The organism is Acinetobacter calcoaceticus ANC 3811 (assembly GCF_000399665.1).
GTDB classification, from domain to species: domain Bacteria; phylum Pseudomonadota; class Gammaproteobacteria; order Pseudomonadales; family Moraxellaceae; genus Acinetobacter; species Acinetobacter calcoaceticus_B.
Map to the genome: position 1 here is coordinate 1,059,149 of NZ_KB976986.1, position 26,024 is coordinate 1,085,172.

17 protein-coding genes and 1 pseudogene are annotated in these 26,024 nt (G+C 39.6%); 6 read left to right on the plus strand and 12 right to left on the minus strand.

Annotated features, from left to right (window positions below):
• Positions 1-8: 8 nt before the first annotated feature.
• The 5 genes from pqqE to pqqA form a co-directional block, all read right to left on the minus strand.
• Positions 9-1,163 (minus strand): pyrroloquinoline quinone biosynthesis protein PqqE, encoded by a 1,155-nt coding sequence (pqqE, locus tag F935_RS06225; RefSeq protein ID WP_016138133.1) that lies wholly within the window; start codon positions 1,161-1,163, stop codon positions 9-11.
• Positions 1,160-1,444 carry a pyrroloquinoline quinone biosynthesis peptide chaperone PqqD gene (gene pqqD, locus F935_RS06230; protein ID WP_016138134.1) on the minus strand — a complete coding sequence of 95 codons (285 nt, stop codon included), beginning with the start codon at positions 1,442-1,444 and terminating at the stop codon, positions 1,160-1,162. The genes pqqE and pqqD overlap by 4 nt, the downstream gene beginning before the upstream one ends.
• The gene (gene pqqC / locus F935_RS06235; RefSeq protein ID WP_016138135.1) at positions 1,441-2,199 is read right to left on the minus strand and encodes a pyrroloquinoline-quinone synthase PqqC; all 759 of its coding nucleotides are present in this window, start codon (positions 2,197-2,199) and stop codon (positions 1,441-1,443) included. Before pqqC ends, pqqD begins: the two co-directional genes overlap by 4 nt.
• Before the next feature lie 8 nt (positions 2,200-2,207).
• Positions 2,208-3,119 carry a pyrroloquinoline quinone biosynthesis protein PqqB gene (pqqB, locus tag F935_RS06240; protein WP_016138136.1) on the minus strand — a complete coding sequence of 304 codons (912 nt, stop codon included), beginning with the start codon at positions 3,117-3,119 and terminating at the stop codon, positions 2,208-2,210.
• A gap of 76 nt (positions 3,120-3,195) precedes the next feature.
• On the minus strand, positions 3,196-3,270 hold the full coding sequence (gene pqqA, locus F935_RS18285; protein ID WP_001982218.1) for a pyrroloquinoline quinone precursor peptide PqqA: 75 nt from the start codon (positions 3,268-3,270) through the stop codon (positions 3,196-3,198).
• A gap of 248 nt (positions 3,271-3,518) precedes the next feature.
• Between pqqA and F935_RS06245 the strand changes: the two genes are divergently transcribed.
• Positions 3,519-5,297: a bifunctional metallophosphatase/5'-nucleotidase gene (locus F935_RS06245; protein ID WP_016138137.1), complete on the plus strand. Its 1,779-nt coding sequence runs from the start codon at positions 3,519-3,521 to the stop codon at positions 5,295-5,297.
• Positions 5,298-5,350: 53 nt separating this feature from the next.
• On the opposite strand, the gene F935_RS06250 is transcribed toward F935_RS06245, so the two are convergent.
• Positions 5,351-5,752, minus strand: coding sequence for a transcriptional repressor (locus F935_RS06250; RefSeq protein ID WP_016138138.1), 402 nt, complete (start codon positions 5,750-5,752; stop codon positions 5,351-5,353).
• A gap of 137 nt (positions 5,753-5,889) precedes the next feature.
• Complete coding sequence (locus tag F935_RS06255; protein WP_016138139.1) at positions 5,890-7,851, minus strand: TonB-dependent receptor plug domain-containing protein; 1,962 nt, start codon at positions 7,849-7,851, stop codon at positions 5,890-5,892.
• Between the two features lie 217 nt (positions 7,852-8,068).
• Here F935_RS06255 and F935_RS06260 point away from each other — a divergent pair, with 217 nt between their 5' ends.
• A complete protein-coding gene (locus F935_RS06260) occupies positions 8,069-11,230 on the plus strand; it encodes a multidrug efflux RND transporter permease subunit (RefSeq protein ID WP_016138140.1) in 3,162 nt (1,053 codons plus the stop codon).
• A gap of 54 nt (positions 11,231-11,284) precedes the next feature.
• On the opposite strand, the gene F935_RS19000 is transcribed toward F935_RS06260, so the two are convergent.
• From F935_RS19000 to F935_RS06280, 5 genes and pseudogenes are all read right to left on the minus strand, one after another.
• The gene (locus tag F935_RS19000; RefSeq protein WP_235823111.1) at positions 11,285-11,473 is read right to left on the minus strand and encodes a phosphopantetheine-binding protein; all 189 of its coding nucleotides are present in this window, start codon (positions 11,471-11,473) and stop codon (positions 11,285-11,287) included.
• A 30-nt stretch (positions 11,474-11,503) separates the two neighbouring features.
• Positions 11,504-12,154, minus strand: a pseudogene (locus tag F935_RS06265) (isochorismatase family protein); the annotation flags it as partial.
• Positions 12,155-12,175: 21 nt separating this feature from the next.
• Positions 12,176-13,840, minus strand: a complete 1,665-nt coding sequence (locus F935_RS06270) for a (2,3-dihydroxybenzoyl)adenylate synthase (protein ID WP_016138142.1) — start codon at positions 13,838-13,840, stop codon at positions 12,176-12,178.
• A gap of 11 nt (positions 13,841-13,851) precedes the next feature.
• Positions 13,852-15,075, minus strand: coding sequence for an isochorismate synthase (locus F935_RS06275; protein WP_016138143.1), 1,224 nt, complete (start codon positions 15,073-15,075; stop codon positions 13,852-13,854).
• Between the two features lie 44 nt (positions 15,076-15,119).
• Complete coding sequence (locus tag F935_RS06280) at positions 15,120-15,890, minus strand: SDR family oxidoreductase (protein WP_013197939.1); 771 nt, start codon at positions 15,888-15,890, stop codon at positions 15,120-15,122.
• A gap of 266 nt (positions 15,891-16,156) precedes the next feature.
• Between F935_RS06280 and fes the strand changes: the two genes are divergently transcribed.
• The 4 genes from fes to entS are packed head-to-tail and all read left to right on the plus strand — an operon-like array spanning position 16,157 to position 26,012.
• Positions 16,157-17,356, plus strand: a complete 1,200-nt coding sequence (gene fes, locus F935_RS06285) for an enterochelin esterase (protein ID WP_016138144.1) — start codon at positions 16,157-16,159, stop codon at positions 17,354-17,356.
• A gap of 29 nt (positions 17,357-17,385) precedes the next feature.
• Entirely contained in the window at positions 17,386-17,601 is a 216-nt protein-coding gene (locus F935_RS06290) for an MbtH family protein (RefSeq protein ID WP_016138145.1), read from the plus strand.
• Positions 17,602-17,613: 12 nt separating this feature from the next.
• Positions 17,614-24,765: a non-ribosomal peptide synthetase gene (locus F935_RS06295; RefSeq protein ID WP_016138146.1), complete on the plus strand. Its 7,152-nt coding sequence runs from the start codon at positions 17,614-17,616 to the stop codon at positions 24,763-24,765.
• Positions 24,762-26,012, plus strand: a complete 1,251-nt coding sequence (gene entS, locus F935_RS06300; RefSeq protein ID WP_016138147.1) for an enterobactin transporter EntS — start codon at positions 24,762-24,764, stop codon at positions 26,010-26,012. The genes F935_RS06295 and entS overlap by 4 nt, the downstream gene beginning before the upstream one ends.
• Positions 26,013-26,024 lie beyond the last annotated feature (12 nt).

A 26,024-nucleotide genomic window follows, 5' to 3' on the forward strand; every position in this document is an offset into this window, starting at 1 on the left:
ATTACTTGCTATATGTCTGTAAGCGTGTGGACTGGAATATTTTGTGTGGCGCTTAAAGATTTAGAGTTTCTACTATTACGGAATACTAAATTTTGCAGTGGTGCAGCCAACTGACTTTCTGTACGTGCTTGTTCAATCATTTGATGATACGACGATTTCCCACATACAGGATCGGCGTTAGCCGCGTCTCCAGTCAACATATAGGCCTGACACCGACATCCACCAAAGTCACGATCTTTATCTGGGCAACTACGACACCCTTCTGGCATCCATGCATCACCACGGAAATGATTAAAACCAGTTGATTTGTACCAAATATCTGACAATTTATGTTCGCGGACATTTGGAAATGAAATTGGCAATTGTCGTGCTGCATGGCAAGGCAGTGCCATACCATCTGGAGCAACTGTAAAGAAGATTTTACCCCAGCCATTCATACAGGCTTTCGGTCGCTCTTCATAATAATCAGGCACTACAAAAATGAGTTTGCAAGGATGATTTTGCGCTTTTAATTTTTCTCGATATTCATTGGTAATTCGTTCTGCACGTATCAGTTGCTCTTGTGTGGGTAATAAACCTTGGCGATTTAAAAAAGCCCAACCGTAAAACTGACAAATTGCTAGCTCGACTGTATCGGCATTCAGTTCAAGGCAAAGTTCAATAATTTGTTCAATCTGGTCAATGTTATGTCGATGAATAACAAAGTTAAGCACCATTGGGTAATCATATTTCTTAACCAGCCGGCACATTTCATACTTTTGTTCAAAAGCATGCTTTGAACCTGCCAAAGCATCATTTACTACAGGGTCACTCGCTTGGAAGCTCACTTGAATGTGGTCTAAACCCGCTTGTTTTAAATCAGCAATACGTTGTTCAGTAAGCCCCATGCCGGAGGTAATCAAGTTGGTATAAAACCCTTGTTGATGAGCATGTGCAACGAGTTGTTCTAAATCCTGACGTACCAATGGTTCACCGCCAGAGAAACCGAGTTGAACAGCACCCATCTGACGGGCCTGATCAAAAACATCAAACCACTCTTGGGTGGTCAGCTCATTTTTATGCTGAGCATAGTCCAATGGGTTTGAGCAATATGGGCATTGTAGCGGACATCGATAAGTCAGTTCCGCTAATAACCATAAAGGTAGGCCAACACCTTCTGTCATATTAAATCAATCCAGTGTTGTTGCTTTGCGACGAGCATGTAATCCACTACATCTTGATCAATCTCAGCAATATCACCAAATTTTTGCTTTAACTGGGCAATAATTGCTGAAACATTTTGCTGCCCATCAATATATTGCCCGATTGCACCTGCACTTTCATTTAACTTGATCATGCCTTCAGGATACAAAATCACAAAACTATTTTGAGCTGGCTCGAACTGAAAACGGTAACCTTGTCGCCATGTTGGCACAAGGTTTAAATCAAACTGCTCTTTATTCATTTAAATAGTCCTTTGTGCCAAGCTCGTTTGCTTGTCACAGTGTGATATGGTGCTTCATTGTGAACATGTGCAAGTGTTAAAGCATCTAAAATGCTCCATAAAATATCCAGTTTAAACTGTAATATTTCAAGCATTCGTTCTTGTTGTTCATGAGTCGTAAATGAATCAAGCGTAATCGTTAAACCATGTTCAACATCACGGCGTGCCTGACTTAAACGAGAACGGAAATACTCATAGCCTTTATCATCAATCCATGGGTAATGCTGCGGCCATGAATCAAGTCGTGATTGATGAATTTGTGGAGCAAAAAGTTCAGTTAAAGAACTGCTTGCTGCTTCACGCCACGAAGCACGGCGTGCAAAGTTCACATAGGCATCTACTGCAAAGCGAACACCTGGTAATACTAGTTCTTCAGAAATAACTTGTTCACGACTTAAGCCTACAGCTTCGGCTAAGCGCAACCATGCTTCTCGGCCACCGCCATCTGGATATTCACCATCTTGATCGATCATGCGTTGAATCCATTCTTGACGGACTCGCTGGTCGGGGCAATTTGCCATAATGGCCGCATCTTTAAGCGGAATATTAATTTGATAGTAATATCGGTTTGCAACCCAAGCCTGAATTTGTTGCTGGGTGGCTTTACCTTCATACATCATCACGTGAAATGGATGATAGATATGATAATACTGGCCTTTATCGATAATGGCTTGTTTGAATTGTTCAGTCGTTAAAGCTTCAGGTGTTTGAGTCATGTTTCACCTTAGAGTTCAATCTGCATGCCGTCATAGGCAACCTCTACACCATTTGCTTTAAGCTCAGCAAACTGGCTAGAGTTTTCATTTAAAATTGGATTGGTATTGTTAATATGAATCAGCACTTTTTTAGGTGTACTCAGCTGATTTAAATAAGACAGTGAACCACCTTCACCACTAATATATAAATGCCCCATTTCACGGCCAGTTTTAGTTCCAACCCCTGTTTGTTGCATTTCATCGTCTGTCCAAAGCGTACCATCAATCATGACGCAGTCTGAACTCTGCATAATCTGCATGATTTGATCGTCAATTTTTCCAAGACCCGGTGCATAGAATAACTGCTTTTGTGTCTTATGATCTTTGATAATTAAAGCAATATTGTCGCCGTCATGTGGGTCATGTCGATGTGGTGAATATGGTGGTGCAGCACTTTTAATAATTAAAGGCAAAAATTCTAAATTTTCGAAACCATCAATTTTAAAGGCTTGTTTAGGATTAATTTCATTGTATTGAAGACCACCATTCCAGTGTTTAAGCATATTAAATACTGGAAAGCCGCTCGTTAAATCTTGGTGGACCATTTCTGTACACCATACATTCATTGGACAACCTTCACGTAAGGTTAAAAGCCCAGTCGTATGGTCTAACTGACTGTCCATTAAAATAACGCTTGTTATTCCGGTATCACGCAATTTACGCGCGGGTTGTGCTGCTTTAAATTCGAAAAGTTGCTGGCGGATATCAGGTGATGCGTTTAATAAAACCCAGTCTGTTCCATTTTCAGAAACAGCAATTGATGATTGAGTACGAGCTTTGGCTTGGATTGAACCTGTGCGTACACCATGACAATTCGGGCAATTACAATTCCACTGCGGGAATCCGCCTCCGGCAGCTGAACCTAAAACATAAATATACATAAAATTAATATCTTATTAGAAAGAGATAAGCCCTAGAACAAGACTAGGGCTTATGACATATTTGGATGAAACTGAATTAACGTGCTTCGAAGTACATAGTAACTTCAAAACCAATGCGTAAATCAGTAAAAGCTGGTTTAGTCCATTGCATAAATTATCTCCGGTTCATATTAATCTCGTGAAATGAATCACTTGATTAAATCTTATAAGGTCATTAAAAATTTATTCTAAATAAAAAATTTGGGTTTGTAGACCACCCCTAGCCAAGATATTGTTCGATAATTGTGTTTTTTGTCCAAATTTTAATATTTCGAACATATTTGCTCATTGAAGTTTTCATCAAACATTCATACTAAAAGCGTATTTTTTATCCGTCTTAATTGATCAAATGATAAAAAAATGAAAAATTTAACAACACTTTTTAAAGTAACAACACTTTCTCTGGCAGTAACGTTATTGGCTGGATGTAATGACGATGATAATGACACCGCACCACCTGCTCAAAGAAGCAATCAAACCGTAAATATTTTAGCTTTTAATGACTTTCACGGAAATCTTGAGCCACCTAAGCGTTACGTCGAAGCACCAAATCCAAATGATGCTGCTCAATCTGTTCGTATTCCTGTGGGTGGAGTGAGTTACTTTGCCGATGCGATTAAAAAACTTAAAGCAGAAAATCCAAATAATGCTGTGGTTTCGGCGGGTGATTTAATTAGCGCCTCTCCGCTCACTTCTTCTTTATTTTTAGATGAACCGACCATTGAAGTCATGAATGATATTCAAATTGACTTTAATGCTGTGGGTAACCATGAATTTGACCGTGGTACAGATGAATTACGCCGTTTAAAGAACGGTGGATGTCAGCAATACACAAGTACGGCGCCTTGCCAAATTAATAAAAACTTTAGTGGTGCAAAATTTGATTTCCTTGCTGCTAACGTAGCAATGAAGAATGATGCGAGCAAAACGATCTTTCCTGCATATAAAGTCAAAACTTATGGTGGAATTCCAGTTGCATTTATTGGTTTAACCCTTAAAGCAACGCCAAGTATTGTTTCTGCTGCCGGCATTAAAGACGTTGAGTTTCGTGATGAAGCCGATACGGTAAATGCATTGATTCCTGAGTTACAAAAACAAGGAATTGAAGCAATTGTAGTGGTGGTACATGAAGGCGCAGCGCCAAGTACGAAGTTTAATGAAAAAACATGTGATGGCTTAAGCGGCCCGATTTTAGGAATTTTGGATAAGCTTAATCCAGCAGTTGATATTGTTGTTTCAGGCCACACACACCAATCTTATATTTGTGACTATGCAACCAAAAATCCGGCAAAACCGTTCTTACTTACCTCAGCTGGACAATATGGCACGCTCATTACCGACATCAAGGTTGAGCTAGATGGTAAAACTGGTGATGTGATTAAGAAGGACGCTAAACAAGTTCCTATACAAAGTGAGGCCTATACGTCTGGTACAACCACTGTAAGCCTTACCGATCTCTATCAAAAATTTAGTAAAACCCCAAGCATTGAAGCCATTTTAGATAAATATCGCCAAGCTGTGACCACCATTTCAAGCCGTGTGGTCGGAACTGCAACAGCAGTAGTAAATCGTACTCAAGTCGAAAGTGGTGAAAGTCCGCTCGGTATTATGATTGCAGATGCTCAGCAAGCAGCTGCGTTAAAAGCAAGTAATCAAGGCTCTGACTTTACCTTAATGAACCCAGGTGGTGTCCGTGCCGATCTACTCATTAACAGTAGTAATCAGATTACCTTTGGTGATGTTTTTGCGGTGCAACCTTTTGGTAACTCTATTGTGACTTTGAGCTTAACTGGCAAACAAATTAGAGATGTAATTGAACAGCAATGGTCTGGTGCAAATGCAAACTCACCTAGAATTTTACAGCCGTCTAAAGAATTAACTTATCAATATGCGGCAAATGCATCTGTTTCACCACGAGCAAGTAACATCATGGTCTCTGGTTCACCATTGGTTGACAGTAAAATATACCGCGTGACGGTAAATAGCTTCTTGGCAGATGGTGGTGACAACTTTACGGTATTAAAAGAAGGTCAAAACCGTGTAGGTGGTGGTCAGGATATTGATGCCCTTGAAAGCTATGTAGCTAAGAATTCACCTTTAATTATTCCAGCGACTACTCGAATTAAAGTTATCAAATAGCAAATTTAATAAAAAAGGACAGTTTAGGCTGTCCTTTTTTCTATTTAAACTTTTTATTCTGTATAGAGATTAAGTTCAATACTGCTAATGTCTGATCCAGTATTGGCAAAAATAATGTCCATGACTTCATGAAGTAATTCCTTAACTTTCTCATGTTCAAAGCTAGAGGCTTCCGAAGTTTTAAGACAAATTAGATTACAGCTCATTTTATCTTTTCTGATCTTATAAATACTTTTACTTTTTCCTAAGAAAACCCTTTTGATGAGCTTACGATTTTCAAATTCAGATAAGATTCGATAAATTGTTCCAAGCGTAATTTTATGTTCATTTTTAATTTGCGCATAAATACTCACAGCGCTTAAGCCTTGTGGATTTTGATTTAAAATTTCGAAAACCTGTATTCTTGATTTTTTTATGGGTAGTCCATTTAATAATGATTTTGAAGTTGCCGTCATGATTAATTAGCCTTAATGTTGAAAGTATAGAAATTCTTAAAATTATTTTGTCTATACTGGTTTGAAAATTATGGATATTTGTTTAATAAAACACAAAGCCTATTCCCCTACGAATAGGCTTTGTGCTTAGTTTTAACTTAGAAACTATAAGTCGCTTTTACAAAGTAATTGCGACCATAGAGTTTAGTATTAAAGGTTTTGTTTTTATCTTCCAGATCAACATCGGTTAGGTTTTTTACACCATAGTCCAATGTTAAACGTGGCGAAAGTGGTGAAGTAAATGTCACATCATAAGTGGTATAGGCTGGTAACTCTTTAGTTGCAGAGTACATTTGTTTACCAACGTAGCTTACGCCTGCATTTACACGGAAGTCTTCAACTGGTGCCCAAGAAACTGAACCATTAGCCAGCCATTCTGGTCGTTCAGTTAAGTCTTTACCTGTGGTTTTATTTTTTGCATCGAGGTAAGTGGCATTTGCCTTAACACCTAGATTATCCGTGAAGTCGTAACCACCTGTAAGCTCAACTCCTTTAAGTTCTGCACGGCTTACATTAGTCCAGATTTTTCTAAAATCACCCACTAAACGCGGGTCTCCATCACTTAAGGTAATGGCTTCAATGAGATTTTTCACATCGTTTTGGAAAACTGTAACTCCAGCATTCCAGTTTGGACGGGTTACAATTAAAGATGCTTCGTAGTTGGTACTTTCTTCTGGTTCTAGGTCTGGATTACCTCGAATGTGACAACTACCGCCACATGAAATCATTGAGTAATTGATATCTAACTGTGCTGGAGACGGAACTTTATAAGCTTGACCAACACCACCTTTTAAGACAACACCTTCAGCAAGTTCATAAGATAAATAGGCTTTACCGGTCGATTTACCATCAAAGTCATCAAAGTCGTCGTAACGGCCACCTAGAGTTAAGGTCAGTGCATCATTAATATGGGTATCATTTTGAACAAATACACCGTAACTTTTTTGCTGGTTTTTCCCTGTACCGATATAACTCACAACGTCTGTAATTTTTTGATCTTTATAATCAAAACCAGCTGTGGTGTTATTCATTACCCAGTCAAAGTTCGCGAAAGCACGACCAATTAAGTTTTCTTGCTTATAATTACGACTTTGTGGTGCATCATATTCGCTGTCGTAGTCATAAATTTTGGCTGTTTCTTTTCCAATATAAGCCTCTGTTTTCCCCCAACCCCATTTTCCGCGGTGAGCAATTCCTACATTGGTACGCTTCATTTCCGACTCTTGAATTGAGGTCGCAGCATCTTGAGTAAGTGGGCGTTTATCGTTGTTATAGCCCAAATCTAGGTCTAAAGTTTGTTGGTCATTAATATTCCAACTTAAAGTACCATTTACATTTTTGGTGTCTTTTTCTACAAAGTAAGCGCTATCTGGATCTGGTTTGCCATTTCGATACCATGCATCGCGATTATAAGCATCTCCGGCCAAAGTAAAACTTACATTGTCGGTTAGACCGCCATATAAGTTAAATCCGTAACGGAATTGATCTTTACCATTCCCACGGTCAGCTCGGTTATATTGTCCAAAGACCGAACCATGAAGCTGCCCGTCTTCGGCTTTCTTGGTAATAATATTGATTACGCCACCCATAGCATCTGCTCCATAGAGAGATGACATTGGTCCTCGAATAACCTCAACACGTTCAATACTATTTAAAGGAATTGCACTCCAGTCAAAGTCATTACCACGCCACATGGCACCATTAGATGACATGCGTTTGCCATTAAGTAGAATGAGTGTGTAATTGCCTGATGTATTTAGCATTCCCCGTATAACGATTTTATCTTGACCGCTATTATAGTTATAAACCCCAGCCTGTTTTTGTAAAACATCAGCAAGGCTCAGTGCTGCACTGCGTTCAATCTCCTCACTCGTGATCACACTAATGGATGCAGGTGCTTTATCTACGTCTTGTTCTTTTAATGCAGCAGAAACCACAATAGTTTTAAGTTTTTGAACTGGTTCACTATTACCCTGCTGTTCAATATCTGTATTTGCTTGAACGGCGAAAGGAAGCAGTGTTGAGATGGCGACCACCAGCGCCTTTTTCGTTAACGTCATTTCTCAGCCCTTATTCTGGATAATGATTACCACATGATAATTATTATCATTTATGATGTGCCGAGCATCATATACGCATGACTTTTCTTGATCAAGATAAAAATAATTATTAGTTATATAATGATAATCATTATTGTTTGTGCTGTAAAAAAGCGTTACCATTACACTTTCGTGTGCCTAAAAACCTATTTAAAACAATCTTAAAGTAGACATAACAATGCTCTCTCGATTTTTTATCTATCACCCTATTTTTGTTTCTGTCATTGCAATCACTATTCTTATCTTTGGTTTTCTTGCCACTTTAGCAATGCCTGTCGAACGTTACCCTAACCTTGCTCCACCGGGTGTTACGGTTGTTGCGAACTATCGTGGTGCAGCTGCTGACACAGTCGAAGAAAGTGTGACCCAAATTTTAGAACAACAAATAAAAGGTCTGGATAATTTGCTTTACTTTACGTCCTATAGTGAATCATCAGGAACGAGTAGCATTGATATTCATTTTAAAATTGGTACAGATATTGATAAAGCACAGCTCCAAGTACAAAACCGAATTAATGGCGCATTAAACCGTTTACCTGAGGAAGTTCAAAGACAAGGCGTAAACATATGGAAAACCACCGGCGATATGCTACTTATTGTGGGGCTATATGATGAAACAGGTAAAACCAGCAATATTGATTTGTCTGATTATATGGTGAATCACTTTGAACAACCTTTAAGTCAGTTGCAAGGCATTGGTGAAGTTAATGTTTTTGGTTCAAGCTATGCCATGCGCATTTGGTTAAATCCAAATCAGCTTAGAAATTATCAACTTGTACCGAGTGATATTGAAAAGGCTCTCGAAGATTATAACACCCAGATTGCTGCGGGTTCGATTGGTGCAATGCCCTCTGCTTCTGACCAAAATATTTATGCAAAAGTAAAAGCAGGTTCACGTTTAAAAACAATAGATGACTTTAAATCGGTAGTCGTTAAAGCAAATGTTGACGGTAGCCTTGTTTATTTAAAAGATGTCGCGAGAGTCGAATTAGGGGCAGAAAATTACGAAAGTATTAATACGCTTAATGGCTATCCATCGGCAGGTTTAGGGATTTCTCTAAGCCCAGATGCCAATGCAATCGAGACTTCTGCTCTTATTAAAGAAAAAATGGCTCAGCTTAGCCAGCATTTACCAGCTGGATATAAAGTCGTTTATCCGCGAGACAATACACCATTTATTGAAGAATCAATTAAGCAGGTCATGATCACTTTGCTTGAAGCAATCGTTCTTGTTGTTATTGTGATGTATCTCTTTTTACAAAATTGGCGTGCAACTCTTATTCCAACCATTACAGTTCCCATCGTCATTAGTGGCACATTTGTGGTGTTGTATTTATTTGGGATGAGCATTAATACGCTTACGCTATTTGCCCTAGTTTTAGCGATTGGATTATTAGTTGATGACACGATTGTAGTCGTGGAAAATGTGGAACGGCTTATGCACGAACAACAGCTGAGTGTACGTGAAGCTTGCTTAATGTCGATGCAAGAGATTAGCGGTGCATTGGTGGGTATTACGCTGGTCTTAACCGCGGTATTTATACCAATGGCATTTTTTAGTGGTTCGACGGGTATGATTTACCGACAGTTTTCTATTACATTAGCAGCAGCCATGTTGTTATCGCTATTTGTAGCCATGACCATCACACCAGCGATGTGTGCAGTTCTATTAAAAAAACATAATAAAAAACCCAAATGGGGACAAGCACTTGAAGTTGCTCTTCAAAAAGTCAGATCAGCTTTTAGTTTTTTATCTGTTCGTTTAATCCAGTTTAAAGTATTTTCCAGTCTGTTGGTTGTGGTCATCGCGGTTATTTTATTTATGATTTACCGCAGTTTGCCTACAAGCTTTATTCCTAACGAAGATCAAGGATTACTTGTTGTTCCCTATAGTTTGCATAACAGTGCTTCAATGAGCCAGACCGAAGAAATTGGAAGAATCGTCAATAATTATTTCTTTGAACATGAAGGCAAAAATATTAATACCGTACTGGTCGTGAATGGACAAAACTTTTCAGGGAGCGGTCCAAATTTAGGTATGGCCTTTGTTTCTCTTAAACATTGGAATGAGCGTAAAGGTGAAGCCAATACGGCGAGTGCTATTCGTGAACGTGCCCAAGCATATTTACAAAAAAACTTGCCAGCTAAAGTCATGGTAGGAATGCCACCAAGTGTATCTGGTTTAGGTCAATCTGATGCTTTAGAACTCTGGCTTAGAGATGTAAATGGTCGAGGGCGCGATGAATTAATTAAACAATATAAAGCCTTAGAAAAAGAATCTCGAAATTATTCGGCCTTTGAAAATCTAAGTCCTCTTGTAAGTGAAGATAAAGCTGAAGTATTTATTCAACTCGATCAAAATAAAGCCAAAATGTTAGGAATTGACCAACAAGCAATTCGTTCAACGCTATCGACTGCTTGGGGTGGAAACTATGTTGGCGATTTTGTTGAACGAGGTCGAATTAAGAGAATCATTATGCAAGGTGATTCAGAGTTTCGTTCTAAACCTGAAGATTTAGCGTATTGGCATGTACGAAATAATACAGGTGGAATGCTTTCCCTCGCCCATTTTGCGCAAAGTCAGTGGACAGGTGGCCCAGAAGCTCTTACCCGATTTATGGGACTGGCTGCCATTCAACTTGAAGCGAATGTAAGTTCTGGCTTTAGCTCAGGTCAAGCAATGCAACAGTTAAGTGATATGGTCAGTAAACAGTCTGGCATAGATGTCGCATGGAGTGGTCTTTCTTTACAAGAGCAACAATCTAGCCGCCAAGCAATTTATTTATATCTCATTTCTATTTTGTTTATTTTCTTATGTCTGGCTGCCTTGTATGAAAGTTGGAAAGTCCCTTTTATTATTTTATTAGGGCTTCCTCTAGGCATTACAGGCACTATTATTTTTGCTTGGATTTTTAAGTTACCTAACGATGTTTACTTTCAAATTGCCCTATTAACAGGTATTGGCTTATCTTGTAAAAATGCAATTCTCATTGTTGAGTTTGCGACTCAAGCACTCAAACAAGGGAAAAGTAAAATCGATGCGGCAAGTGAAGCGTTAAAGCTACGTTTACGTCCGATTTTGATGACATCTCTTGCCTTTGGTGCTGGTGTGGTTCCTTTAATTTTTGCAACTGGTGCAGGCGCTGCGAGCAGATATGAAATTGGAATGAGCGTATTTGGTAGTGTCGTGTTTGGTACCTTACTGGTACCGCTATTTACTGTGTTCTTCTTTGTTGTAGTTCATAGTTTACCGAGTTTCCAGTGGTCAATGAGCAAACTATGGCTGAGTCGAACTTTAAGATTTAACAGCCGTATCAAAAAGGACAATACATCCTTTTAAAAGTTAGAATAAAAAATGGCAGATATTAAATCTGCCATTTTTTATTCTTTCAATTTAAGCGACTAGCTTATCAATCCAAACTTCTAGGGTTGGTTGTTCAGCTAAATCTTCAAAGCTTACCTGTGCGCCGTAAGCTTGCCATTTACCCACTAATGTCATGAGGCGTACCGAATCAAGTCCAAGCATGAGTAAATCATCATTTAACTGAATGTCTGATGCTGGAATCTGAAGTTGTTCACTCACTGCCAAAACAATACCTTCTTCAGTGAGTGGTGAGACTGCTTGTTCAAGCGCCCAAGCTCGTGTGACTTGCTGAGTTGTCATGACTTGCCCACAACGTGTACTTGTATATTTTAAAGCCATATCGTGTTCTTCACGGCTAAAATCAGCGAGTGCATCTCCGCATAAAAACGGCTGAATATTTAGCATGAAAGCTTCTGCGGCACTCATAAGGCAACCAATATGGGCATAGACACCACAAATGATCAGTTGATCGCGATTTGACTCACGCATAAGTTGTTCGAGTGGCGAAAATTTAAAAGCGCTATAACGCCATTTTGTTAAGACAGTATCATTTTTATCAGGCGTAATTTCCGGCAAAATTTGGGTAATATATGGGTCATCTTTTAGGCCTGTGCCCCAAAAGTCAGTTAATAACTGGCGATGTTCAGGTGTCTGGTTACCAGGCTGTGCAGTATAGACCACAGGGATATTAAACTTACGCGCAGTTTCAATCAGTTCTTTGGTATTTTTAATGAGCTCTGGAATAGGCGCTTGAGTTTGATCATAAAAATCTAAAAAATATTGCTGCATATCATGTACTAATAAAACAGCGCGGTTGGTATGGAGCTGCCAATGTGTTTTATTCGCTGTAAATTCGTGCGCTTGTGGCATGCTGTAACTAGCAATTTTAGGAATACTCATCAAATTTTTCCTTTTTTATCTTTAAGCAAGAACATTGGTGTTGGTTTCAAATTGTTGACGTAATCTTTTTTTGTCGATTTTTCCAAAGGCTGTATATGGAAATTGCTCGATAAATTCGACTCGATCGGGAATTTTGTAGGTTGCAAGTCCATAATCTTTTAGATGTTGACGAACTGACATTGCAAGGCGAATTGGGCTTGGATCATCAGCGTGTACTTGCCATGCAATAAAGGCACAACTTTTTTCACCCATGATTTCATCAGGCATAGCGACCAGTGCTGCTAGACGAATTTGTGGATGAGTTAATAAAGCTTGTTCAACCTCTTCGGTCGCAATTTTTTCACCAGCGCGATTGATTTGTTCTTTTGAACGACCTTCCACAACAATGCAGCCATCTTCGCGAATACGTACTAAATCGCCTGTTCGATAAAAACCATCCGGTGTGAAAGAACGTGCATTGTGCTCTGGTGCTTGATAATAGCCACGAATAGTATAGGGACCGCGAGTCAGCAAATGCCCCACGTCTCCCGCTTCTACTGGCTGATCATTATCATCCAGCACCAAAATTTCATCATCTAGTGAGATTTTTAAACCTTGGGTATGAATAATTTGCTCTTTTGTCATGTCAAAATGGGTGTAATTCACCAGCCCTTCAGCCATGCCAAAAACTTGTTGTAGATTGACTTGAAACTCATCAATCAAGCGTGTGGCAACTGCATCGGGTAAACGCGCTCCTCCGACTTGTAAGCAACGTAGAGTCGACAATATTGGATCTTGATCTTTCGCTGCTTTATCCATCCAAGGTCGAACCAAAGCAGGAACCAAGCAAGCATCAGTCACACCGTGTTTTTTGATCAATGAAAAAGCAGTTTCAGGGCTTGGGTCAGTTCCTAAAACTACAGCCCCGCCTGAATGAAAAATGCCTAAAGAACCGGCCGAGCTCATTGAAAAATTATGTGCCGCGGGTAAAACCATGAGTAAACGTGATGCCTGATTAAGACGGCAGATTTTCGCGCTCTCACGCACACTGTAGAGATAATCATCATGAGTACGTGGAATCAATTTAGGAACACCGGTACTTCCACCTGAAAGTTGTAAAAAAGCAACCTGATCTGCCGTAGTCGGTGCAATCGCCTCATCTAGAATATTGGTTTCTTTTAATAGATTTTGAATTGCTACAAATTTGTCGGCATTTCCAAGGACAAATACATGTTCTAAGCAAAGAGCAGTTTGCTGAAGCTTTTCAGCTAGCTCTCGGTAGTCAAATTTTTGTGCACCAAAATCAGCACAGAAATAAGCTTTTGCTTCGGTTTGTTTGAAAAAACTACTGAGTTCGGCATATCGATGGGCAGGCAAAGACATGATAGGTAAAGCACCAAGCCGGATTAGTGCAAAAAATAAAACATAGAACTGATAGTGATTCGGCATTTGTACAACCGCTTTGTCACCAGCTCTTAGTCCATGTTGATATAAATGGCTTGTACAGTAATCAACTAAATGATCAAACTCAGCGTAACTAATGGCTTTATCCCCATCATATACTGCAATATTTTGCGGGTATTTTTGAGCACTTTCACGCAAGAAATCACTCAGGTTTTGTCTAAGCCAATAACCCTTTTTACGATAAATCTCAGCAAATTCTGCTGGATATGGCACAGCGCCCTTTAAATAATTCTTTGTTGTCATCTATTTATTCCTTATCGTAGTAATTGATTTGGTGAAATCTGGAATCCGTCCAGCACAGTTCGAAATTTAGCCGCAGTTTCAGCATGTTCAGCTTGTGGACGAGAAGCTTCCACAATCCCTGCACCAGCAAATAAACGAGTAATGTTTTGATAAATTCGGGCACAGCGAACAGTCACCGACCATTCACCATTACCTTGTTCATCTGCCCAGCCCATAGTTCCTGCAAATAATTCACGGTTAAATGGTTCAAGTTGCTGAATTAATTCTTTAGCAATCGGACTAGGTTCCCCACAAATTGCAGGTGTTGGGTGCAAGCGTTCAATTAAGTCAAAAACATGTGTATCGGCTTGCTTAAGTTCGCCAGTAATATGTGATGCCAAGTGCCAGAGGCGTTTGGTACGAATCAGGGATGGTTGTTTAGGTACTTTTAACTCCTTACAAAAAGGTGTGAGCTCATCGGCAATCATTTCGATGACGAGTGCATGCTCATGTTGATCTTTTTGTGAAGCAAGTAATGCTCTGGCGTTATTTTGGTCTAGGGTTGGATCGTCATCACGAGCCAATGTGCCAGCAACCGGTTTACTCCAGATTTTTGTATTTTGCTTTGCAATTAAGAGTTCGGGGCTTGCACCGACAAACCACCCTTCACTTTGAGGATGCCTCGCGACTGCATAGTTATAGCCTTCGGGATTATGCTTAGCTAAATTATAAAATAAGTCCGAGACGGGAATATTTTGTTCAAATTCAAGTTGTAAAATACGAGCAAGTACGGCTTTATCAAGTTTTTTTGCTTGCATTTGCTGAACTAAATATTCAACTTGCTGTTGGTAATGTTCACCTAAAGGGAAATAATCAGCCTTTTCTAAAGATAAAGAACCAAAATCAATATCGGATTGTGCATAGAGTACTTTCTGATAGATTTTTGCATTTTGCATCAGCATTAAATTGACATCGGCTGCCGAGCAAAATGGTAATCCGCCCATAATTTTGACGTCTTTATAACCGTCATTAATTGCAAGTTGTAATTGAGCTCGTGCTTCATCTAACCAATCTTTTAAAAGGCTATTTTTAGCGACTTGAATATCTCGTAATTTTTGATGACTATTGATGGTGTATTCTGGCGTTGTGAAAATAAAACCTGCGTCATTTCCACAATTCAAAATTTCTTGTGCTAGTGCAACGCGGCTTTCAGTAAAATTTTCTCGTTGGATAAAATACGGATGCTGTGCCGACATCTCGCAACTCCTTATACAGTTATTTTGTTGTAATGAATGAATGTTTAAACGCCTAAAGTGGCTCCTCCATCAACCACAATTTCTTGCATGGTAATTTGTGCAGCTTGATCAGAAAGTAAAAAGCTGACCGTATTCGCAATATCTTCAGGCTGGGCTAATTTTCTTAAAGGAATGCCTGTACGGTATTGGCTTAAATCTCCATCGATTACCGCAGGCGGAGGTGAATTATCTGTCCAAAGCTGCTGCTGCATTTGGGTTAGCGTAGAGCCTGGTGAAACAATATTAAGCCTTACTTGGTGGGGTGCGATTTCAAGCGCAAGATTACGGCAGTAATGGCTGAGTGCAGCTTTACTCGTTGCATACATGCCAAGTTGTATACGTGGCATACGTGAACTATTCGAGCTAATCGTGACAATACTTCCCTGCTTTTTTTCACAAAAGTGCTTGGCAAGTTGTTGACTAATTGCGATGGGTGCCATGACATTTACAGCGAAAAGTGTTTGCCAGTCTTCTGTTTTTGCTTCAAGCATAGAACGCATAATCAAAACGCCCGCTGCATTCACTAAACCCGTTACGCTATGTTTGTTTAAAATATCTGTAATGAGCTTCGCTGTTGTTTCTTGATCAGTAATATCTTGCTGAAAGCCTTGCCAACGCGATATTTCACTGCTTTCTATCTTTTGTGTGATTTCCCATTGTTCAGGATTTTCCTGTCGGTCGATGCCGATCACTTGATACCCTTGCTGCAATAATTTTTTTGCAATAGCAGCTCCAATACCTCTTGCAGCACCTGTGACTACGATGGTAGAGCTCATGTTTTACTCCAGTTTGACTCGAATAGTAAATTCCGCCACATAATTGCAAATAATTATCATTATTATCAAGTGCGATAAATATCAAACATAAGATTACAATCTAAATCAAGTTATTTATTAACCAAGAATCCTCCTTATTTAATTGATTTTTAATAATTTTAAGAAAACCCATCTTTTTTTATTGATTATAATGATAATTGTTTTCATTTACTAATGAGAATCATTTTGTTAATTTGACCGCGCTTTCTTGTCGAGATGGACTCAAAATGAAGCCATTTTCTCATCCCTTACATCCCCTATTTCAACAACTCAATGTTGGGAGTGAGGTCTGGTGGAATACCGTTAAAAAAATAGGTAGTCCGCTAGTTAACCTACAAAAAAATAAAGCGCTCTGTACCTTTGTTTGGCGTAGTCCTGAGCCTAAAGAAAGTATCTTTGTTTATATTGATATCTATTCACAGAGCCCTTCTATCTATCAAAAGTGGAATCGTTTTAGCCATATAGCTGGGACAGATGTGTACTTCTTTGAAATAGAGCTGCCCCTAGCTTGGACTGGTAGTTATGTTGTAGTGACCGCTAGTGAAGAAGCGCCAGAAACAGATTGTTCGGCAACACGCCGCTTATGGTGGCAAACACAGCTTAAACAAAATTCTCAAATTGACTCATTTAACCAATATGAGTTTTATACAGGACATCTGGCCCGATACATCAATCAAATTCAACTCGAAAACACAAAATATTTAATAAGCAATTGCCCAATTACAAAGACATTCCAATGGTCAAGTCGCTTATGCCAACAAGACTATTTGGTCGACATTTTTATTAGTCATCAATCGGCTCAAGAAGACTTGCCACTCGTTATATTGCTTGATGGTCAAATCTGGAGCCGAGAGCTTTCAATTCTGCCCGAAATTCAACATTTGACTGATTCAAATAAGATTCGTCCAGCAGCTTATGTTTTTGTTCATAGTTTAAATAGTCAACAACGCCAACAAGATTATGGTTGTCATGATGCGTTTAGTCAGGCGCTGGTTGATGAACTTATTGAAATACTCTTAAAAGAATATTCTTTTATTTCTAAAACAGACATTACGTTATGTGGTCAAAGTTTAGGTGGTTTATGTGCTTTACATAGCGCTTTGCTGCTTCCGACCATTTTTACTTCACTGATTTTGCAATCTGGATCTTATTGGTGGTCAGATTTTTCAAACAGTATTTTAGGGCAAAAACACAAAGGTAATATTTTAGAACTGCTTCAAAACGTATCTCATCAATTATCAAAAACAACTCAAATTTATATCAGTGCCGGCACGTATGAAACCGATATGCGGGACGATGCCCTTCAGCTTTATCAACAATTGCAATCATTCAATCAAGTGAGTTTTCACACTTTTCAGGGCGGACATGATGCCGTGAACTGGCGTACTGACTTGCTTAAGGCATTGCAAAAAACTCTTTCACTATAACCATTTGTTTCATCAAGGATAACAATATCATGAGCAACTTACAGGAAAACTATATTAATCCTTTCGATAATGAAAGTTTGTCTTTTCAGGTTTTAAAAAATCAACAAGGTGAGTTCAGTTTATGGCCTGCTCAACATCAGGTGCCATCGGGGTGGGATATTCAGCATGGACCGGATACGCGTGCTTCATGTATTGCATATGTAGAAAAGCATTGGGTTGCTATTAACCCCTTTCAACAAGCGTAAAGGAGTATTGTCATGAATCAAGCATTAAACAATGAATTTACTCCGGACCTTTCTCAACCCGCTCGTTTTGAATTGGCATCTACTCAGCTTGGTATTTTCCTTGCCGATCATTTAAGTTCAATTGAAGATTTATATACCATTGCGCATTGTTTGGAACTACCAAAAACTGTCGATATCCCAACGTTTAAAAAAGCGATTCAGATTGGCTTAAATGAAGCCGACACAGTCATTGCCTCATATTCATCTGACCCGTCTCAACCGTTTATTGAGCTTAATAACCAAGTTCAGTTTCAAATTGAAGAATTTGATTTTTGTCATTTAACGCCTAAAAAAGCTCAGCAACGTTTATGGGACTGGATGCCATCAGATCGTCAATGTGCTAAATCACTTAAAGCGGGTGAATCTCAACTGTTTCGTCAGGTGTTATTTACGACCCATGACAAAGTGTATTGGTACCAACGTTATCACCACATCATGCTTGATGGCTTTAGCATGATTAACCTGACCAAACGTATTGTTGAACTCTATCAACAATTACAAGAAGAAAAAGACCTTTCAGCTTCTCCATTCATTGGCGTCAATGATGTTATTTCTGAGCGTCAGGCTTATGAAAATAGCCATCAATTTAAAGTAGACCAAGCTTTCTGGAAGGCATATTGTGAAGATTTACCTAGTCCGGTTAGTTTAAGTACTCATCATTTAGCAGCAAAAACCACAGCGACATTTATTAAGCATCAGCTGCGTTTTTCGACAGGGATTTTAGAGCAGATTCAAGCTTTAGCTGCGCAATCTAAATTAGCTTTGAATGACATGATGATGTCATTGTCATTACATTATATTTACAAAATGACCGAGAAAGCTGATTTGGTTAACGGTATTCCATTTATGCGCCGTTTAGGTTCAAAAGCTATTCGCTCAACCTTACCGACGGTAAATGTGTTGCCTGTGAAGTTTAAAGTTGCTGAAAAAGACAGTTGGGTAAGCTTGGCTCAACATGTACAAGAGCAATTACGACAAATTCGTCCACATCAGAAATATGATGCCGAACAAATTTTAAGAGATTTAAATAGTATCGATATTCATGAACGAATGTACGGCCCTATTTTAAACTATAAAGCTTTTGATCAAGACTTGATGTTAGATGGTGAAAAAGTCAAAACACACCATATTTCTACAGGACCAATTGATGATTTTGAGTTTTCTTTTATTGTTCAAGATCATGAACTCATTATCGAACTACGTGCAGATTCGCAGCGTTATACACAAGATGAGCTATTTAACCACGGTCAACGCCTAACGTTATTGCTTGAACAGGCTCTAATTCGTCCAGAACAGCCATGTAGCAATTTTAATATTACGACACCACAAGAGCTTGCTGCCCTAACTCAAAGTGGTATTGGTCCGCGTGTTAGTCACCCTGAACAATATAATAATGTTTTAGATATTTTTTATGAACAAGTTAAAAAATATCCCGAACGTACCGCCATTGTGAGTGGTGAACATCCAAACCTTCAGCATCTTAGTTTTGCTGAGCTTGCAGTACAAGTAAATCAACTCACTCGTTTTTTACAAGAAAACGGGTCCAAAAAGAAAACTGTCATTGCTGGAGCTATTCCTCGTTCGATTGACTCAGTTGTGGTGATGTTATCTGTACTCAATTCTGGTGCGAGTTTCTTACCTCTCGATTTAGATTATCCAATCGATCGTATGCAAATGATGTGTGAAGATGCAAATCCATTATTTGTATTAACGACACAAGCTCTTGCACAGCAACTACCACAAAATATTCAGCAGTTATATCTTGATCATGAAGATGTTCAAACACAAATTCGAAAGCAAGATGCGAGTGATATTCCTGCCGAAAATCGTAAATTTGATTTCCAAGACATTGCTTATGTCATTTTTACCTCAGGTAGTACTGGTCGTCCTAAAGGGGTAATGAACACACATGGTTCTTTACTCAACCTCATTTTGTCACATAAACCAACCATTTACTGGCCTGTATTAGAAGCTGTAAATGAGCGCTTCCCTGCGCGTCCGTTACGTGCAGCGCATACTCACTCTTTCTCATTTGACTCATCTTGGTTGCAAGTTTTCTGGATGCTCTGGGGTCAAGAGCTACATATTTTTGATGAAAACATGCGTCGTGATGCATTTGGTTTAGTGCAAGAAATTCAGCAACGACAAATCGATACACTTGATTTACCGCCATCTTTTTGTGCGCAAATGATGACGAATGGTTTATTTGCTGAAAATCAACATCATCCAAGTCTAATTTTGATTGGTGGTGAAGCTGCACCTCTAGCTTTATGGCAACAGCTCAATGTTCAGCCAGCGCTTTTTGCTCATAATTTGTATGGCCCAACCGAATATACGGTTGATACTTTCCGAGCAGAATTAAAACAGACAGCTCGCCCTGTCATTGGTAACCCTATTGGTAATACACAGGCCTATGTACTCGATCGCCACTTGCAACGATGCCCGACTGGGGTTATTGGTGAGCTTTATATTTCTGGCTTTGGTATTGCCAATGGTTATTTAGGTCGAGCTGACTTAAGTGCTGCCCGCTTTGTAGCGAATCCATTTGAACATGGACAGCGCATGTACCGTACGGGTGATTTAGTCCGCTGGAATAGCGCGGGTAAACTTGAATTTATGGGGCGCTGTGATGACCAAATCAAAATTCGTGGTTATCGAGTTGAGATTGGTGAAGTTGAAAATGCACTTTCGATTTTAGCCAATGTTGAAAGCGCTGTCGTGATTGCAGAACCGATTAATAACAGTCATCGTTTACTCGGTTATTGTGTGGTTAAAGACATTGAACTCGATGAAAAAACCTGTGAGCAATTAAGTCAGCAATATTTAAGTCAGTTACGTCAAAACTTACCTGAATATATGGTGCCTTCTGCCCTGACTGTTATGTCCGAATTTCCACGAAATGTAAGTGGCAAAGTCGATAAAAAAGCACTGCCAAAGCCTCAAATTCGTACCCATAGCCGAATGGCCGAAACGTCTGAACAACAACTTTTATGTCAAATTACTGCATCTGTTCTTAAGCTTGACGCAATTGGAATTGATGATGACTTCTTTATGACAGGTGGCGATAGTATTTCGGCCATTATGCTTTGTACTCAACTACGCCAACGTGGTTACGGCTTAAGACCAAGTGATGTATTCCAATTTAAAACAGTCGCCGCTATGGCACCGCAACTCACCCGTTTAGATGAACAACAAGCGGCCGTTTCAAAACCGTTATTTTCAGCAGACCTAGAGCAAAAAGTTCAAGAAAAATATGGAAAAAACAGTACGATTTTACCTTTGCTTCCTTTGCAAAAAGGCATGCTGTTCTTGTCTCAAGTAGAAAATCAATCGAACTATAATGCCTTTACTCGTCTTAGTTTAAATGGAGACATTGATCCGGTACGTTTACAGCAAGCGTTGATTACCGTATTAAAACGTCACCCTCAATTAGGCGGACATTTTGATGGCGAATTAGCTGAAGAACCTGTTTTTATCTATTCATTACATCCTACTCAAGCTTGGCCAGTTCAGTTTTGCTCAGTCACTCCCGATCTGCTTGAGCAAACCATTCAAGAAGCATTGCAGCAACCGATTCACCTCGACCAACCCTATGGCTTAATTCGGGCAACTTTAATTCAACATGCTCCAGAACAGTCAGAATTATTGATTATCGTGCATCATCTGTTAACAGATGGTTGGTCAACTCCGCTGTTTTTACAAGACTTTATTAAAGCCTATCAGCAAACGAATCAACAATTGCCTGTGCTTGAATATAGTTATGAAACAGTGATTAAAGCTTTATCTGGACGTGACCATGAAACATCAAAAGTAATTTGGCAACGTGATTTAGCAGATTTACAGCCACTTATTTTATTTAATCAAGCACAGCAAGCTGTACAGGAAACTTCATATCGTTTAAGTGCTGAGTTGAGTGCGAAACTTCAACACAAATTACGCCAGCAAGGCATCACGCTCAATGTCTTCATGCAAATGATTTGGGCAATGACTTTAAATATTTATGCTCATCGTGAAGATATTGTGTTTGGTACACCTGTTTCTGGGCGTTCAGCACCGATCAATGGTTTAGAGCAGCAGATCGGATTGTTTTTAAATACGATTCCGGTACGTATAAAGCTCAACATGCAGCAAACACTTTGGGAACAATTAACTCAGTTACAGCAATCGCATGTTGAACATTTAGAGCACGATGGTTTAGGACTAGGCGCAATTCAGCAACTAGTGGAGCAAGGCAATCTTTTCGATAGTTTGTTAGTTGTAGAAAACTACCCTGATAACCAGTATTTACAGCAAAAACTGGGCGATGCTGCGATTTCAAAACTCACAAATCGTGGTTATAGCCATTACCCGCTTGCTTTGTTAGTTATTCCCGATCATCAAATTGAGCTATTACTCGAACAGCGTGGTGTAATTAATCAGCCTGAACACTTCCTCGAGCGAATGGTTCAATTGATTGAAATTGCATTAAATGAACCAGAGACTTCTCTAGCTCAATATCGCTTACAACTGGCCGAAGAGCGAGATTTAATCCAGAAAACAAATCAAACCCAATACTATGTTCGTCAGAGCACATTACAACAATTACTCAGAGAACAAGCTCGAATTACGCCTGAACAAACGGCGTTATCAGATGAAAATCATCAGCTCAGTTTCAGTGAGGTGCGTTTGCAAGTTTGTGCTTTAGCACAGCAATTGCAAAGAGCGGGCGTACAGGCTGGAGATATTGTTACGGTTGCTCTACCAAGATCAGTCAAACTGAGTATCGCTATTTTAGCGGTGATTGAAGCAGGTGCAGCTTATTTACCTATTGATTTACAACATCCGTCTGAACGCATCAAATTTATGTTGCAGGATGCCAAATCTAAACTTGTGATTGGTGAACAAAAAGATCTAGCTGCTATTGTCCCTCAATCAATAGCCACCTTTGCTTTTAATGAATTGTTTGATGAAACACAGGTTGATTTAAGCAGCTATAAAACGACAGTTATTACCCCACAGCATCCGGCATATTTAATCTATACATCAGGTACAACAGGTCAGCCAAAAGGCGTCATGGTTTCTCACCAAGCCATTGTGAACCGTATTTTATGGATGCAATCAGAATATCCACTTTCAGCCAACGATACAATTTTGCAAAAAACACCATGTACTTTTGATGTTTCGGTATGGGAGTTTTTCTGGTCATATTTAGTGGGGGCACGATTGGTTATGGCGCCTGTGGATGCACACCGTGACCCATTGGCATTATTAAGCCTCATTCAAAAATATCAGGTAACAATATTACATTTTGTACCGTCAATGTTGGCTGTTTTTGAAAATGCTGCTACCGAAATTTTGTCATCTGCTCAGCGTCAAAGTTTGCCAATCCGCCGAGTGTTTTGTAGTGGTGAGGCATTACCAACGGCTTTAGCAAAATCATTTACTGAGCACTTTAACTGTGAATTGCATAACTTATATGGCCCAACAGAAGCTGCGGTAGATGTGAGTTATATGGATGTAACTCAAGAATTAGACTCTAAAGAAAACAGTATTGCTATTGGTTATCCAGTCTGGAATACCCAGCTTTATATTTTAGACCAATACTTACGCCCTGTTCCTGTTGGAGTGGACGGTGAGCTTTATTTAGCAGGTCATCAACTGGCCATGGGTTATTTACATCGAGCAGACTTAACGGCAACACGTTTTGTGGCGAACCCATTTGCAGCAGGTCAACGTATGTACCGCACTGGTGATATTGCTCGCTGGCATGCCGACGGTCGTATTCAATATGTGGGCCGTGCTGATGACCAGTTAAAGATACGTGGGCAACGTATTGAACTCGGTGAAATTGAACAACAATTACGCTTAATTAGCGGTCTTGATGTGGTTGTACATCCTATCTCTTCTGAGCAAAATAAAGCAGATGTTCAATTGGTCGCTTACTTGCAAATAACTGCACCTGTGGACATCGACCAGTTAAAGAAACAATTGGCGAAACAGCTTCCTGCATATATGGTGCCGACACACTATATGTTGGTCGAGCAATTTCCATTAAGTCATAATGGTAAGCTGGACCGTAAAGCACTACCGCAACCACAACTTAACCCTTCAAATACAGAAAAACAGTATGCCACCACTGCTTTTGAACATGAACTGACACGTATTTTCCAGCAAATTTTAAATACAGATCAGAATATTGGTGTTAACGAAGATTTCTTTGCCATTGGTGGGCATTCCATTTTGGTGATGAAGCTTGCAATTGAAATCCGAAAAGTATTTAAGCGGACCATTCCAATTGGCCAGTTAATGAGTCATGTCACGATTCAACGTTTAGCAGCTTTACTGCTTACACAAGAACGTTTAGCAGAAGTTGAACAAACTGGCATGCAACCTATTTTACCAATCCGTTCTGGCTCAGGGCATCCATTGTTCTGTTTCTTCCCTGGTTCTGGTTCAGCATGGCAATATACGGTTCTGAATCGTTATTTACATTCTGATTTGCCTATTATCGGTTTGCAGTCTCCTCGACCAGATGGCCTATTGGCAAATAGCTCTAATATGAATGAACTGGTTGAAAAACAACTTGAGATTATTCGTAAGCAACAACCAACAGGACCTTATACCTTATTAGGTTATTCACTTGGTGGCACTGTGGCTTATGCAGTTGCAGCGAAGCTCACTGAACAAGGTGAAAAAGTTGATTATCTCGGCTTATTAGACACTTACCCTGCTGAAATTCATCAATGGTTAGATTTATCTGTAGAGGAAATGAATGCTGAAGCTGAACAAGAACAGCTTCAATTCTTCAATGATATTTTAGCCGATGCAGATACGGCATTAAGTGAAGAAACCCGCCGTTTACAAGAGGATATTTTTGCAAACTATCGCGATGCCGTCCGTTTATTAAAACCTTATAAAATGCCGCAGTTTAATGGTGAACTACACTTAGTTGTCGCTGAAAAAGACTTGCTGCCGTATATCCAACCAGAACAACAATGGTCACCTTTAGTTAAAAAACTCAATATTGTTCGGCTAAGCGAAGCGGACCATACCGATATATTGTCTCCGCAGCAGCTTGAAACACTTGGCCCGATTTTAAACCGCATGATTTGTCAGGCACGCGGTTTAGAGGAGCATACGCCATGAGCTTCAAATCTATATTGACCGATTTTAGTCTTTTAAAACGTAATGCTCATTTCCGACATGTATTTATTGCCCGCACATTGTCATTGTTAACCATTGGCATGTTGGTCGTGGCTATTCCAAAACAGGTCTATGACATTACGGGTAACTCGCTTAACGTTGCCGTCGCGATGGCTTTTGAAGGCATAGCCATGTTTATTGGCTTGTTACTTGGTGGTTTGCTGTCAGATCGCAAAGATCGAAAATGGCTAATTTTATTGGCACGTGGTGTGTGTGGTTTAGGCTTTGCTGGCCTCGCCATCAACGCCATGTTTGAGCACCCTTCGCTCTATGCCATTTATTTTTTATCAGCATGGGATGGTTTCTTTGGTGCACTCGGTGTAACGGCAATGATGGCGATCATGCCTGTGATTATAGGGCGCGAAAATATCGTACAAGCCCGTGCGATCAGTATGGTATCCGTACGTCTTGCAACCGTTATTTCACCAGCAATCGGCGGTATTTTAATTGCTGCTAGCGGTGTTGCGACCGTGTATTGGGTTTCAACCGTGGGCACTTTACTCACTGTGTTTTTATTAATGGGTCTGCCTGCACTTAAACCGCAACATTCATCAAATGGCGAAAGCCCTCTTCGCCAATTAGCTCAAGGGTTTAAGTTTGTTTTTAAAAATAAAGTGGTCGGTAGCACCATTTTAATTGGAACATTACTCAGTTTTAGCAGTGCTATTCGTATTATTTTTCCGCAAATGGCAGATGAAATTTTTCACGGCGGTGCATTTGAACTCGGACTTATGTATTCAGCCGTGCCTTTAGGCTCGACTTTAGGTGCCTTACTAAGTGGATGGACAACAAAGTTACTTCGACCCGGCTTAGTCATGCTCTATACGTGCTTAGGTGTTTTTAGTTGCATGATTATGATAGGACTTTCACCTTGGCTCATCGTGACTTTACCAATTTTATGTGTGTTTGGATATTTGATGTCGATTGCTAACTTGCTTCAATACAGCATTGTGCAAGGACATACACCTGATGAATATCTAGGGCGTATTAATGCAATCTGGCTCGCACAAGATGCGTTAGGCGATTCGATTGCCACTACAACTTTGGGTCTTTTAACTCGGTTTTTACCAATATCAGGAAGTATCCTCTTCTTTGGCATATTAAGCTTTACAGTAGGATTTATGTTCTTATTCAACTCTCAAGATATGCGTGAAACAGGATTCCAAGATCCCAAATTACAAGAAAATTAAACTCTAAATAAA

Excerpts from the sequence above, each read along its gene's own strand:
- F935_RS06275 (WP_016138143.1), bottom strand. The coding sequence starts at position 15,075 with ATGTCGGCACAGCATCCGTATTTTATCCAACGAGAAAATTTTACTGAA.
- F935_RS06280 (WP_013197939.1), bottom strand. The coding sequence starts at position 15,890 with ATGAGCTCTACCATCGTAGTCACAGGTGCTGCAAGAGGTATTGGAGCT.
- F935_RS06250 (WP_016138138.1), bottom strand. The coding sequence starts at position 5,752 with ATGACGGCAACTTCAAAATCATTATTAAATGGACTACCCATAAAAAAA.
- F935_RS06270 (WP_016138142.1), bottom strand. The coding sequence starts at position 13,840 with ATGACAACAAAGAATTATTTAAAGGGCGCTGTGCCATATCCAGCAGAA.
- pqqD (WP_016138134.1), bottom strand. The coding sequence starts at position 1,444 with ATGAATAAAGAGCAGTTTGATTTAAACCTTGTGCCAACATGGCGACAA.
- pqqE (WP_016138133.1), bottom strand. The coding sequence starts at position 1,163 with ATGACAGAAGGTGTTGGCCTACCTTTATGGTTATTAGCGGAACTGACT.
- entS (WP_016138147.1), top strand. The coding sequence starts at position 24,762 with ATGAGCTTCAAATCTATATTGACCGATTTTAGTCTTTTAAAACGTAAT.
- fes (WP_016138144.1), top strand. The coding sequence starts at position 16,157 with ATGAAGCCATTTTCTCATCCCTTACATCCCCTATTTCAACAACTCAAT.
- F935_RS06260 (WP_016138140.1), top strand. The coding sequence starts at position 8,069 with ATGCTCTCTCGATTTTTTATCTATCACCCTATTTTTGTTTCTGTCATT.
- F935_RS06245 (WP_016138137.1), top strand. The coding sequence starts at position 3,519 with ATGAAAAATTTAACAACACTTTTTAAAGTAACAACACTTTCTCTGGCA.
- pqqB (WP_016138136.1), bottom strand. The coding sequence starts at position 3,119 with ATGTATATTTATGTTTTAGGTTCAGCTGCCGGAGGCGGATTCCCGCAG.
- F935_RS06290 (WP_016138145.1), top strand. The coding sequence starts at position 17,386 with ATGAGCAACTTACAGGAAAACTATATTAATCCTTTCGATAATGAAAGT.
- F935_RS06255 (WP_016138139.1), bottom strand. The coding sequence starts at position 7,851 with ATGACGTTAACGAAAAAGGCGCTGGTGGTCGCCATCTCAACACTGCTT.
- pqqC (WP_016138135.1), bottom strand. The coding sequence starts at position 2,199 with ATGACTCAAACACCTGAAGCTTTAACGACTGAACAATTCAAACAAGCC.
- F935_RS06295 (WP_016138146.1), top strand. The coding sequence starts at position 17,614 with ATGAATCAAGCATTAAACAATGAATTTACTCCGGACCTTTCTCAACCC.